Here is a 13,040-nt window from a genome sequence, read left to right on the forward strand (position 1 = left end):
GTTATACTGTTAATTCAATCATTAATATTAAAGAGTAACGACCTTGGCTTCTATTATGCCGGGGATCGCCTGAATCTGATCAAGAACAGTTTTCGGAACTTCGCTGTCAACGGAGATGAACGAAATTGCATCCCCGCCTTTCAGGCGGCTGAGCTCAAAGCCCGCTATGTTGATATTGTTATTGCCGAGCAGGGTTCCTATCTTGCCCACAACGCCGGGTGTGTCGGTGTTTCTGATATAGATGTATGTGCCCTGACAGATCATATCAAGGAAGAACTGATCGAATATGGTAATGCGGCCGTAACCATCAGGGAAGACAGTTCCGCCTATCACCTTTTCCTCTTTATCCGTAGTCACCTTCATGACAAGCAGGTCATTGAACTTGCCGTATGAAAGAGTCTTGCTCTCCTGAATGTCTATGCCTCTGTCTTTTGCGATGTACGGGGCGTTTATGTAGGAAACAGTCTCTTTCACATTGAACTCAAGAAGCCCTCTGAGGCCGGCTATTGTGAAAGCCTGAAAGTTAAACGGCGTGTCGAAGGTTCTCTCAAAGAAGTCTTCATCAAATTTATGTCCCACCATCGTAACTTCCACTCTTTCAGGCCTGCCTTTTGTGAGCTGCGCAAGGAGATGCCCCATTCTTTCAATAAGCTCAAAGTATTTCTGCATTTCAATACTGAGCTGAGACTTCATGAAGGGGATATTAACGGCGTTTTCGTATGATTTGCCGTGCAGAGCGTTCACCACCTGCTGGCAGATGAGAAGAGCCACATCACGCTGACCTTCCTCTGTGTTTGCGCCTATGTGGGGCGTAACAAAGAGGTTGTCGAGGGTAAGAAGCCTGTTTTCGCCGAGGGGCTCCTTAGTGAAAACATCCACGGCAGCAGAAAACACCTTGCCGGATACGAGGGCATCGTAGAGATCGTCCTCATTAACTATACCGCCTCTGGCGCAGTTAACGATCACCACGTGGTCCTTCATCATATCTATCTCTTTCTTTGTGATCAGGTTTTTGGTTTCATCCGTAAGCGGAGTATGGAAGGTGATAACATCCGCCTGCCTGAGAACCTCCTCAAGGCTGTCACAGAGGGTAACTCCCAGAGCATCCGCTTTGGCCTGTTTTATGTACGGGTCAAAGGAGACAATTTTCATTCCGAAGCTTTTCGCCCTGATGGCAACATTTCCGCCTATACGTCCGAGGCCGACTATACCGAGGGTTTTACCGTGAAGCTGAATACCCATGAACTTCTTTCTGTCCCATTTGACAGATTTTACAGAGTCATTCGCAGCGGGAATTTTCCTCACAGCGGCAAGCATCATGCCCATTGTAAGCTCTGTCGCGGCAAGAGTATTGCCCGTGGGGGCGTTCATAACGATTATCCCTTTCTTGCTGGCGGCTTCTATATCCACATTGTCAAGACCCACACCCGCACGGCCGAGAATTTTGAGCTTGCCGGGGTTTTCTATGAGTTCGGCTGTGACGGTGGTTCCGCTTCTCGTGATTGCTGCGTCGTAGTTGCCGATAATCTGTTTCAGGTCGTCATTTTTAATGCCGGCTCTGATGTCTACGTTTATATCTCCCGCATCCTTAAGTATCTTAACGCCTTCCTCGGAGATATGATCCGTGATTATTACATCAAATTTTGCCATTCGCTGCCCTCTTCTATAGGTATAATTTGCATCCCGTCCCTGACGAACTCAGCGGGAGCGTACAGACTACCAAAACGCTTATCAGATCGCAATAAGATACTAAATATTAACCGAAATAGAACGGAATTAACAAATGAAAAGAGCTTAAATTTGTCCGGATCATAATTTTTACAATCATGGGTATACTAATTGACTTGGCAGAATGAGGATGTGTTGCTATAGTTTCATGGCAATTATAATGGTATCAAAAAATTTCACGGAGAACTAAATGGCTTTCAATGACCTTTTATTAAGAACACTGAACGGGGAAAAAACCGACAGACCACCCATCTGGCTTATGAGGCAGGCAGGAAGGTACATGAAGGAATACAGAGACGTGAGAAGTAAGGTCAGCTTCCTTGAGCTCTGCAAAACCCCTGAGCTTGCCTGCGAAGTCGTGCTTCAGCCTATAGATGCTTTCGGGCTGGACTGCGCAATACTTTTTTCCGATATTCTCGTTCCCATCGAGCCTATGGGAGTTAATCTGGATTTCAAACCCGCTCCATATATTTCAAACCCTGTCAGAACCCTTGAGGACGCAGACAGGATGAGGCTTGTAAACCCAAAAACGGAGCTTAAGTTCGTCATGGATGCCATCAAGCTCATGATCAGTAAGCTGAATGTGCCGCTTATAGGCTTCTCTGGCGCACCTTTCACCCTTGCCTGCTACATGATAGAGGGTGAAGGCTCAAAAAGCTTCCTCGAAGTCAAAAAACTCATGCACAACAACACAAAGGCCTACACAGTGCTGATGGAAAAACTTACGGACAACACTATCTCCTACCTCCAGGCTCAGGTTGACAGCGGCTGCCCCGTTGTGCAGATGTTCGACACATGGGCGGGGCTTGTCTCCACATACGAATACGAAGAATTCATATTCCCCTATGTGCAGAGGGTTGCTGAATCTGTCAAAGGCGCTCATTTCATCTACTTCGCAAAAGACAGTTCATCGTTCTACCCGCTTATTAAAAACCTGAACTGCGCCGCCCTCGGCGTGGACTGGAAAATAAGCCTTAAACAGGCAGATGCCGCTCTGGATCACAAGTTTGTCCTTCAGGGGAATATGGACCCGGCGCTTCTTTTCGCTGATAAGGACACAATCACAAAATACGCAAACATCATCCTTGAGGAAGGAAAATCGCTCAAAGGGCACATCTTCAACCTCGGCCACGGCATAATGCCCAAGACTCCGGTTGAAAATGTCAAGCACCTTGTGGATATAGTTAAAGGCGTTTAATGAAAGACCTTCTTTTCGCTATGTATATGGGCGGGCCCGACTCTGTTGAGGCGATCCGCCCCTTTCTCAAAAACCTGTTTTCAGACCGCACCATAATCGATTTTAAAATCGGTTCATGGCCGCAGAATATTCTGGCGGGAATAATAGCGAAATCGCGTTCCAGAAAAGTCGCCCCTTTATATGAAAAAATGGGCGGCTCCTCACCTCAGTTAAAGCACATGAAAACCGTTCTTGAAAAAACAGCTTCCGTATACCATGCCAAAACAGGCAGGGAACTGGAGGTCAGAACCGGAATGTGCTACTACCACCCGTATATTGAAGACGAGCTGAACAGGCTGGACGGCTCGGAGTTCGGCAATATATACGTAATGACCATGTACCCGCAGGACTCCTACACCACAAGCGGGCTCTGCTTCAAAAGGTTTGAGGAAAAGCTGAAAACCGTCAGCATCAAAGGCCACATGAAGCGCATCCCGTTCTGGCATCTTAACGAAAGCTACAATAGCTGCCTCATAGCGCGCATTTACAAAGCTGCCGAATCCCTTGGGAAACCGCTCACTGAGTGCCACATTCTCTATTCCGCTCACTCACTGCCGGAATACACCCTCGCAAAAGGGGATCTCTACACCATCCATCTGGAAGAGCAGATAAACTATATCAAAGATATGCTCCGCCATTACAACTACTCTCTGGCTTATCAGAGCCGCACAGGCCCCGTGAAGTGGCTCGGACCTGAGACAAGCACAAAGCTTGACCAGCTTGCCGATGCGGGCACGGACAATATAATCGTTGTGCCGATCTCATTTGTTTCCGATCATATAGAGACGCTCATTGAGCTTGATGAAGAATATATCAGCCACATAAAGGCTAAGGGAATAAATATAACGAGGATAGAAAGCCTCAACGCTTCGGATGACTTTGCCGAAAGCATTTATAATATCATTCTCAGTTGATTTGGTGACTAAAATTGGAAAAGTTTAAGACATTTTTAAGCATGATAAAGGTGGAACATACTCTGTTCGCCCTCCCCTTCGCGTTCACCGGAATGCTTCTGGCGGCTGAGGGTCTGCCGTCGCTCCCTACGGTTTTATGGATAGTCATAGCCGTTCTCGGCGCACGTTCCGGCGCTATGGGTTTTAACAGGCTTGCGGATGCGGCAATAGATGCGCGCAATCCCCGAACCGCAAAGAGAGATATTCCCGCGGGCAGAATAAGCAGAAAAGAGGCAGGACTCTACACAGCGGTATCGTTTGCAGTGTATCTTTTCGCCGCATACATGCTCAATCCGCTCTGCTTCTGGCTATCCCCTATTCCTCTGGGAATTTTCATACTCTATTCATATACCAAACGCTTCACGTTTCTCTGCCACATTGTTCTCGGCGTGGCGCTGGGTCTTGCACCCATAGGCGCGTGGGTAGCTGTAAGAGGTGAAGTGAGCACGTCCATAGTGATGCTGGGGCTCGCCGTCCTTCTCTGGGTGGCGGGGTTTGACATAGTTTACGCCTGTCAGGACATTGACTTCGACAGAAAAGAGAACCTTCACTCCATACCGAGATATATAGGAGTCACAGGCTCCCTGTACCTTGCCCGCGCTCTTCACGCTCTGGCTTTCCTGATTTTCTTTTCAGCTAAGTTCATGTTTGGTCTGGGGTGGGTATATCTCGCCGGAGTGATGCTTACAGGTATTTTCATGCTGTATCAGCACGCTATCCTCAAACCGAATGATCTTTCAAAGCTGGATATGGCTTTTTTCAACCTGAACGCCTACATCAGCGTAACCATATTCCTCTTTACAGCCGTCGATATATTTCTTTAATATAACTTATGAAAAAGTTTTTTCTCGGCATAACCGGCGCAAGCGGGGCTGTTTACGGACTCAGACTTCTGGACGAGCTTGCAAAGCTTGATGCGGAGGTACATGTCTGCATAACGCCCGACGGGTATGAGAATATCAGGATCGAAACAGGGAAAGAGCCCGGCAGTGCCCAGTACGGCGGAAATGTCATCTTCCATGACAGCAGAAACTTTTCCGCCCCGGTCTCCAGCGGCTCTTTCATGGTGGATCATTACATAATAGCTCCTGCGTCCATGGGCTGCGTGGGAAGAATAGCCTCCGGAGTGAGTTCTAATCTGGTGGAGCGCTGCGCTGATGTGGCAATGAAGGAGAGGCGGGATCTGATTATCCTGTTCAGGGAGGCTCCGCTGAACCTGATACATCTGGAAAACCTTACCAGACTTGCCAAAGCCGGGGCGGTCATTATCCCTGCCGCACCTGCTTTTTACCACAAACCGGAATCCATTGACGATCTTATCTCTTTCATGATCGGGAAAATATTTGATATACTTAAAACAGACCACAGGCTTTTTAAAAGATGGGAATGATAAAAGGCATATGTAAAAACTGCTCGGCTGAGTTTTCCTTCAAAGCAGGGAAGAAAACGGAGTGCCCCTCCTGCGGGCGCACCTACCCGGTTAAAAAAAAGGCCGCTAAGTTTGATGTAATGACAGCAGGAGAGACAAAACAGGGGCTCAGCGAAAGGGAGCTTCTGGAGGCTCTCAAAAACGGAACAATCCTTGAAACCGATATGGCCGCAACAGTTTACGCCCCGTGGGTTGAGATAAAAAATCTCTTCCCGGCAAAAAAAGCTGCGGTAAAGGAGTCAAAGGCATATATTGCAGGGTATGTGCTGTTTATATTCTCGCTTCTTGTAAATATCATCCTGATCTGCATAATTTATCTGCAGCAGGAAAAAATAGAGATTCTGACGAGATAAACAGGAGGAAATTATGGATAAAGAAAAACGCAGTCAGGAAGAGACAGAAGAAACAGAAGAGCTTGAGGCACGTAAAAAGTTTGCCCATGATTCATCCTGCTGCTCAGACGTTGACCTTGATGAAGAAACTGATGAGAAGGAAGACCCCCGTGAGCAGGCCAAAAAACGCAGCAACTACGGCAACTACAAACACAGACACGGCTCCTTCGAAGATAAAGTCCACAACACAGGCGAAAAAATGGGCGACTGGCTGAAAGAAAGCTATGAAAAAGGCAAGGAAGAAGTCCTCCGCCTCACCAAAATAGCTAAAATCAAGCTTGATATAGTCGCGCTTAAAAAGAAAAAGGACGAAAGACTCAAGCTCCTCGGCAAAAAAGCCATTGAACTCGTTAAGGAAGGCTACCTTGAAGTGGATATGATTGAGCCTGAGTACTCAATGATAAAATCCATTGAGGCTGAAATCGCCGATAAAAATCTTGATATAGCCGACATTAAGAAAAGAACGAAGGAACAGCCCGTGTCAAAAGAGCCCGAAAGCTCTTCAAGAAAAGCGATAGAGGCAAAATCCATACCCCTCGACAACAAAGACGACGAATAAAAAAAAGTCTTCGCGGTAGATGAATGCAACGGATTAATGAGTCTGACAAACTGAAAAGCATACTGGACTCGGTCAGGGATTTTCCCCCAATACCCCAGACGGCGTTTAAGGTGGTGAAAATCCTTGAAAATCCGGAATATCACGTAACGGATCTGGTTTACTGCGTTTCCAAGGATATGGGGCTTACAACGGAGATTCTGCGCTTGGCGAACTCCGCCCTGTACAGCCCCTCTTCAAAAATTTCCACAATAAAACAGGCGATAACCTACCTTGGGATGAGCACAGTGAAAAACCTTGTGATCTCACTCTCATCCAAGGCTCTTTTCGGTTCAGGCAATCTGCGTCTGCTGGAACAGAAGCTCTGGGAACATTCACTCACTGTCGCCATCAGCGCACGTCTTACAGCTCTGAAAGCGAAACCTGCCCTTGCGGAGGAATGCTTCATAATAGGACTCCTGCATGACCTTGGTCAGCTTATACTGGCAAAAGAGGTGAGCAGCTACGAGTCCATAGTGCAGGACGCATACAACAAAAAGCTGGATCTCAGGCAGATGGAGAACGAAAACCTCGGCTTTGACCATACTGATGTCGGCGGGCTGGCTCTGGAGAAATGGGGCATGCCCGGACACCTCACTGACGTTGTGCGCTGGCATCACCAGCCTGACAAAAGCAGTTATAAGGATCTGGCGCATCTTATATGCTTCGCCAACAACCTGACCAAATCCAAACTGATAGGAATCAACAACCATCACGATACAGAGAAATTCCAGATTTCAATGAAATATCTCGGAATGACACCGGAGGATGCAGATGAACTCGAATCGGCACTTATGGACATATATGAAAAAGAAAAAGAACTTTTTAAAATTTAGCCTTCTGCTGTGCGCCTGCATCTTCGCAGTCTCATGCGCAGGAGCCCCGCTGAACTACAAGCCGACCAGCGAACTGCGCGAGGATTACGGCTATGTGGCTGTGTCTGAGCATTTCAGAGCCTTTTACGATTTTTCACCCATGGGCAGCGGAATCATGGTTAAAGGCGTAATCCAGAACATAAGCAGAACCTTTGCCAGCAACGTAACTCTTGATGTTTCGGATGCTCTCAGAGGGCAGTATCAGGAAAAATCACACGTAATCAAAAACCTCGGCAGCATAAAAATGCTCAGTCACAAGGCTTTTGAATTTTATGTACCCTCAAAGGACGAAAAAGAGCTCATAATGGCTTATGAATTCATGCCCGCCGAAGAGGACACTTTCGTTAAACAGGGGCAGACAACCGCCGACACACCGGATTATTTCTTCCAGCCCATTAAGGGCACAATCAGGCTCGTACTCATTAAGAAAGATAAGTAAACAACCCCCTGCCCTCTTATCAGACCTTTAAGAGGGCAGGACTGCTTTCCCCGATCCTCCCCCTATTCATCCGCACCTGCATTTACTTTTTTTACAACAGATGGACATTTTGTATGTTAAAATGAAATATAAGTGCGCATGAAGCTTCCATGCAGCCACCTTTTACTTTTAATATATTTATTTTAATTTTTCTGACAGTAAACTGATTAATCTGACAAATCATTCCCTCTGATACTTTTCCGGAAGCTTTAGCGTCAATATCTGAAAACATAGTTCTATTTATAAAACACATTAAACAGTTAAAAACTGAATATACTGACAACAGATTCCGGGAACAGCATTGTTTTACATATATTCAGGATTTAATGTTAAATACATTTTTAGCACTGTAAACAAGTGTAAGGGTGTGTTTAAAATTTATATAAACATTTATAGATAAGATATTAAGCAAATAACAAGGCATGAAACTTTGTCTCGTATATAAACTATAAAATAAAGCTGTTTTCTGCTTTTATAAACTTTTTTTTCAGGAACATTGAACGCAGGATTACATACCAATATTTAATTTTTACCGTAACTTAGAAATGGTAAAATTGTATACTGCACACAAACCATATATAATACTGGTTTTTTTAGTGTTGACAATTTTAAAACGGTTTACTATTATCTGAACAGAAAATAGGGTTAATTATAAACTTATATATTAACCTGTATTTTACAATGATTAAGGGAGGCTGTCCACGCTTAAACAAGGCCCGAAAACCACAGGAGTACAGAATTAACTTAGCGAGGTGTTGTTTTTATGGAAAAGTCACATGAGCTTTACTGGAAAAAAGTATTAGGACTCATTCGCAATGTCCTGATCGTATGGTTCTTATGCTCTTACGGAGCAGGAATTATGTTCGCAAGCGCGCTGGACAAAATCAAACTCGGCGGTTACCCCCTCGGTTTCTGGTTTGCACAGCAGGGCTCCATCTATATCTTTGTCGCTCTCATCTTCATCTATGCAAAGCTGATGGGCAAAATTGACGAAGAATTTGATGTAGAAGAAAAGTAAGGAGGGCATAATGAGTTTGCAAGCAACGATTTATCTGGTAGTCGGTTTAACATTCGCCCTTTACATAGGTATAGCATTCTGGGCGCGCGCCGGCAGTACTAAAGAGTTTTATGTAGCGGGCGGCGGCGTTCACCCCATAGCGAACGGTATGGCGACCGGAGCGGACTGGATGTCTGCTGCGTCCTTCATCTCAATGGCCGGTATGATCGGCTATATGGGTTACGGCGGTGCACTGTTCCTTATGGGCTGGACTGGGGGCTACGTTCTCCTCGCCATGCTTCTGGCACCTTATCTGAGAAAATTCGGAAAATTCACAGTACCTGATTTCTTCAAAGCACGTTTCTATTCCGACACAGCTACAATTGTGGCGGTAATTTGTCTTCTGGTAGCTTCAACCACGTATATTATCGGTCAGATGACCGGTGTCGGCGTGGCATTTTCCCGCTTTCTCGGTGTCTCCAATAACGTAGGCGTTGTAGTCGGTATGGCGATAGTTTTCGTTTATGCGGTTTTCGGCGGTATGAAAGGGATTACCTATACTCAGGTTGCCCAGTACTGGGTTCTGATCGTCGCATATACAATCCCTGCGATATTCATATCATTCCAGCTCACAGGCAACCCCATTCCTCAGCTCGGTCTCGGCTCAATTTTCAGCGGTTCAGACATGCACATGCTCGAAAAGCTTGACCACATCGTAAACGACCTCGGCTTCGGGGAGTACACAACCGCACTCCCCGGCAACAAACTGAACATGTTTATGGCCACTGCGTCACTGATGATAGGTACTGCGGGGCTGCCCCACGTTATTATCCGCTTCTTCACGGTTCCCAAAGTTAAGGACGCCCGTTCCTCAGCAGGCTGGGCGCTGGTTTTCATAGCGATCCTTTACACAACTGCACCCGCAGTTGCTGCTATGGCTCGCCTTAACCTTCACTCCACAATAAACACTGCTGTCCAGTCCGGCGGCGATGTTTTTGCAGAAGAAGCAAGCATACAATACGACAACCGTCCGGAGTGGTTCAAACGCTGGGAAGTTACAGGACTTCTTAAATTTGAAGACAAAAACGCTGACGGCCGCATCCAGTACTACAACGATAAATCAAAAGATCCTGAGTTCCTCGCTAAAACAGGGAAAGCCGGCTGGCAGGGCAACGAGCTCTCAGTTAACAACGATATTATAGTTCTCGCAAACCCTGAAATCGCAAGGCTCCCTAACTGGGTTATAGCACTTGTGGCGGCAGGCGGTCTTGCGGCTGCTCTCTCAACTGCGGCAGGTCTTCTCCTTGCTATATCATCCGCAATTTCTCATGACCTTCTGAAAAACATGTTCATGAAGGATCTCACTGAGAAAGGCGAGCTGATGGCAGGACGAATAGCCATGGCTGCGGCAATAGTCGGTTCCGGCTACCTCGGCATGAACCCGCCCGATTTTGCGGCAGGTACAGTGGCGCTAGCCTTCGGTCTTGCGGCATCATCCCTCTTCCCCGCACTTATGATGGGAATATTCAGCAAAACAATGAACAAACAGGGCGCGATAGCGGGCATGCTCGCAGGTCTCTTCGCCACTATGTTCTATGTTTTTGCACACACCGGCATATTCTACATCAAAGGAACTGAATTTTACCAGTTCTTCGGCGGTAAGGACTTCTTCTTCGGAATATCTCCAAATGGCTTCGGAGCAGTAGGCGCAGTAATAAACTTTGCAGTGGCATTCGCTGTTAAGAACATGACAGCACCCGTTCCCTCTCATATAGCTGAGATGGTAGAAAATGTACGTATCCCCAGAGGCGCCGGCGAAGCCACTGGCGGACACTGATAGACCTCTTTCCTTTGACCAAGCTTGATTAACCAATGCTCCGCCGGAGCGTCTTCCGGCGGAGCGCTTTAAGAAGAAGGTACAGGTTGCCGTAATATTAAAAGGAGTTTTTACATGCATTATTCTTACGTTAGTCTGGCGCTCACATGGGTTTTGTTTCTTGCGCTGTTCCCATTGACCTTTTTCTGGCTCCGCCGTGCATGGCGTATTCTGATACAGAACAACTATTCGGAAGTCGCCCTTAAACGCGGCGAACCGCCTGCGAACCCCAAAAAATGGGCTCCGTTCGCAGGGACAATAAACCTCGTTGCGGGACTTTTCACTCTCTGGACCGCCTTCGGCGTGGTAGCCCTCGGTTACCCCTATGACAAATGGTCTGCAATGGCAGGCATAACCATATGGGGTAAGATTTTCGCGGACTTCATTCTCCGTCAGCAGGCGCACCCCTTTGTTTTCGGCAGAAAGAAAAAGGTAGCAGCCGCCGAATAAACTGACTGTCTTACTGTTTTTATATTTATGTTTTCTTCAAAAAAGTCTCCGGCCGGGGACTTTTTTGTTATAATGACACAGAGCATCCATTTACGGGGTAAACACTATGAGCGAGCTGAAAAGACTGCACGAATGCGAACCTTTTAACCATATTCCGCAGAAAGCGGCAGATGACATTGAATCTCTCTCCAAAAGCGCCGTTTATCCCGGCGGAGTCGTACTCTTTACCCAGCGTTCCGAACCTAACGGATATTTATACTTCATACAAAGCGGGCTGGTGGAAATAACCGCGGAAACAGGCGAAGGTGTGGAGATGGTGGTGGACTACCGCAAACCGGGAGGCTTCTTCGGCTGGTCGCCCATATTCACAAGCGAAAACTACGCCGCCGGTGCAAAAACAATGGAGGAAACCCATTGCCTGCTTATCCCTAAAGAGCCGCTGCTCAGTCTTTCCCAGCAGCACCCTATAATATCGAACTATTTCAGCAAAGCGATCTATTCGCAGATCAGAAAGCTCTATCGAGAAATGACGGAGCACAAATCCCTTGACCCCATGGCGCAGATTGAGGCATACCCTTTTCAGAAGCGCCTTATAGAGATAATGTCCAGACCCGTGGAAACCTGCAAACTCACAACTCCGGTGCGCGACATCGCAATGAAAATGACCGAGCTTGACATAGCCGCCCTTGTAGTCCGCGGGGATGACGGCAACATGGCTGGTATAATCACGGAAAGGGACATGGTGCGCAAGGTGCTTGCCACTGATACGGACAACTGCCTCAAACATTTCACAGCAAAAGATGTAATGACTCCGGACCCAATCTTCATGCGCCCGGATACATATATGTATGAGGCCGCAACCTTCATGCTCCGCCACAGCATCAGGCATCTTCCCATCCTTGAAGGGAATAATATAGTCGGTATAGTCTCCATTCAGGATCTGATGAAATTCCGCAGTCAGAAGTCAATGCTTCTGGTGGGCAGCGCAAAGGAAGCGGAAACAATAGAAGAGCTCACCCACATCAGGGGCGAAATTGTGAAAGTTGCCAAAATTCTTCTGGCCGAAAACCGCTCCCATGTTGAAACAATGGAAATCCTCTCCTATATACATCACAGCATAATACGCCGCTGCTTTGAGGTGGTTCTTGCCTCCATGCTGAAAGAGGGGCACAGCCTTCCGCCTGTCAAATACACCTTCATAATAATGGGGAGCGGCGGGCGGAAAGAGATGCTTCTTGGGCCCGATCAGGACAACGGCTTCATATTCGAGGACTACCCTGACGAGATCCATGAAGATGTGGAAGCATTTTTTGACCCGCTTGCAGAAAGGCTTGTCTCTGCCCTGGCGGATGTAGGCTACCACCTCTGCAACGGCAAGGTGATGGTAAACAATCCCGACTGGCGCGGACGGCTTTCCGAATGGAAGGAGAGAGTCAGCAGATGGGTGCGTGTTCCGGAACCTCAGCGAGTGCGTTATTCATCAATATTTTTCGACTTTATGCCCATCGTTGGGGAGGAATCGCTCTGCAACAGCCTGAGAGAAACAGTTTTTCAGGAAATAAAGGCCAACCCCCTCTTTCTTTTTCAGATGATGGAGCTGGATTTCAAACACAAGGTTCCACTGAACCTTCTGGGCAGATTCATCACATCCGGCGAAAAAGAGCATAAGGGAAAGCTGTCACTCAAGGAGAACGGCAGCATATTTATAGTGGACTGCGCCCGTATGTTCACCCTTGAGCAGGGTGTGCACGCAGTAACCACGCTGGACAGGCTTGATGTTCTTCTGGAAAGAAAGCTGTTTAATAAGTCAACTATTGAGAACCTTAAGGCAGCTTTTGAGTCCTTTACTTACCTTCGTCTCCAGAATGAGATAAACCTCATAGAACAGGGCAGCGCCCCCAGCCATTACCTTGATCCCGATTTACTCAGCGATCAGGAGGCGGATCTTCTGAAAGAAGCATTCAAGGTGACAAGCAAGCTTCAGGACTCAACTAAGAGATATTTCTCCAAAATAATAGGACGCTGAAAAC

13 protein-coding genes are annotated in these 13,040 nt (G+C 47.0%); 12 read left to right on the top strand and 1 reads right to left on the bottom strand.

Features of this window, described 5'->3' with window-relative positions:
* Positions 1-27: 27 nt before the first annotated feature.
* A complete protein-coding gene (gene serA / locus OSQ85_RS03835) occupies positions 28-1,650 on the bottom strand; it encodes a phosphoglycerate dehydrogenase (protein WP_265821428.1) in 1,623 nt (540 codons plus the stop codon).
* 268 nt (positions 1,651-1,918) lie between these two features.
* Here serA and hemE point away from each other — a divergent pair, with 268 nt between their 5' ends.
* From hemE to OSQ85_RS03895, 12 genes are all read left to right on the top strand, one after another.
* Complete coding sequence (gene hemE, locus OSQ85_RS03840) at positions 1,919-2,926, top strand: uroporphyrinogen decarboxylase (protein WP_265821429.1); 1,008 nt, start codon at positions 1,919-1,921, stop codon at positions 2,924-2,926.
* Positions 2,926-3,879 carry a ferrochelatase gene (hemH, locus tag OSQ85_RS03845; protein WP_265821430.1) on the top strand — a complete coding sequence of 318 codons (954 nt, stop codon included), beginning with the start codon at positions 2,926-2,928 and terminating at the stop codon, positions 3,877-3,879. Before hemE ends, hemH begins: the two co-directional genes overlap by 1 nt.
* Positions 3,880-3,893: 14 nt before the next feature.
* On the top strand, positions 3,894-4,742 hold the full coding sequence (locus tag OSQ85_RS03850; RefSeq protein WP_265821431.1) for a UbiA-like polyprenyltransferase: 849 nt from the start codon (positions 3,894-3,896) through the stop codon (positions 4,740-4,742).
* A gap of 8 nt (positions 4,743-4,750) precedes the next feature.
* Positions 4,751-5,308 carry a UbiX family flavin prenyltransferase gene (locus OSQ85_RS03855; protein WP_265821432.1) on the top strand — a complete coding sequence of 186 codons (558 nt, stop codon included), beginning with the start codon at positions 4,751-4,753 and terminating at the stop codon, positions 5,306-5,308.
* Positions 5,305-5,700: a hypothetical protein gene (locus OSQ85_RS03860; RefSeq protein WP_265821433.1), complete on the top strand. Its 396-nt coding sequence runs from the start codon at positions 5,305-5,307 to the stop codon at positions 5,698-5,700. The genes OSQ85_RS03855 and OSQ85_RS03860 overlap by 4 nt, the downstream gene beginning before the upstream one ends.
* Before the next feature lie 13 nt (positions 5,701-5,713).
* A complete protein-coding gene (locus OSQ85_RS03865) occupies positions 5,714-6,298 on the top strand; it encodes a hypothetical protein (protein WP_265821434.1) in 585 nt (194 codons plus the stop codon).
* A 23-nt stretch (positions 6,299-6,321) separates the two neighbouring features.
* Positions 6,322-7,170: an HDOD domain-containing protein gene (locus OSQ85_RS03870; protein WP_265821435.1), complete on the top strand. Its 849-nt coding sequence runs from the start codon at positions 6,322-6,324 to the stop codon at positions 7,168-7,170.
* Positions 7,139-7,648: a hypothetical protein gene (locus OSQ85_RS03875; RefSeq protein WP_265821437.1), complete on the top strand. Its 510-nt coding sequence runs from the start codon at positions 7,139-7,141 to the stop codon at positions 7,646-7,648. The genes OSQ85_RS03870 and OSQ85_RS03875 overlap by 32 nt, the downstream gene beginning before the upstream one ends.
* Positions 7,649-8,450: 802 nt before the next feature.
* Positions 8,451-8,705, top strand: coding sequence for a DUF4212 domain-containing protein (locus OSQ85_RS03880; protein WP_128466439.1), 255 nt, complete (start codon positions 8,451-8,453; stop codon positions 8,703-8,705).
* A gap of 10 nt (positions 8,706-8,715) precedes the next feature.
* A complete protein-coding gene (locus OSQ85_RS03885; RefSeq protein WP_265821438.1) occupies positions 8,716-10,521 on the top strand; it encodes a sodium:solute symporter family protein in 1,806 nt (601 codons plus the stop codon).
* A gap of 114 nt (positions 10,522-10,635) precedes the next feature.
* On the top strand, positions 10,636-11,010 hold the full coding sequence (locus OSQ85_RS03890; protein ID WP_265821439.1) for a hypothetical protein: 375 nt from the start codon (positions 10,636-10,638) through the stop codon (positions 11,008-11,010).
* Positions 11,011-11,116: 106 nt separating this feature from the next.
* The gene (locus tag OSQ85_RS03895) at positions 11,117-13,036 is read left to right on the top strand and encodes a DUF294 nucleotidyltransferase-like domain-containing protein (RefSeq protein ID WP_265821440.1); all 1,920 of its coding nucleotides are present in this window, start codon (positions 11,117-11,119) and stop codon (positions 13,034-13,036) included.
* The last annotated feature ends 4 nt before the right edge of the window (positions 13,037-13,040 follow it).

It is taken from the genome of Geovibrio ferrireducens (assembly GCF_026226615.1).
Lineage (GTDB): Bacteria > Chrysiogenota > Deferribacteres > Deferribacterales > Geovibrionaceae > Geovibrio > Geovibrio ferrireducens.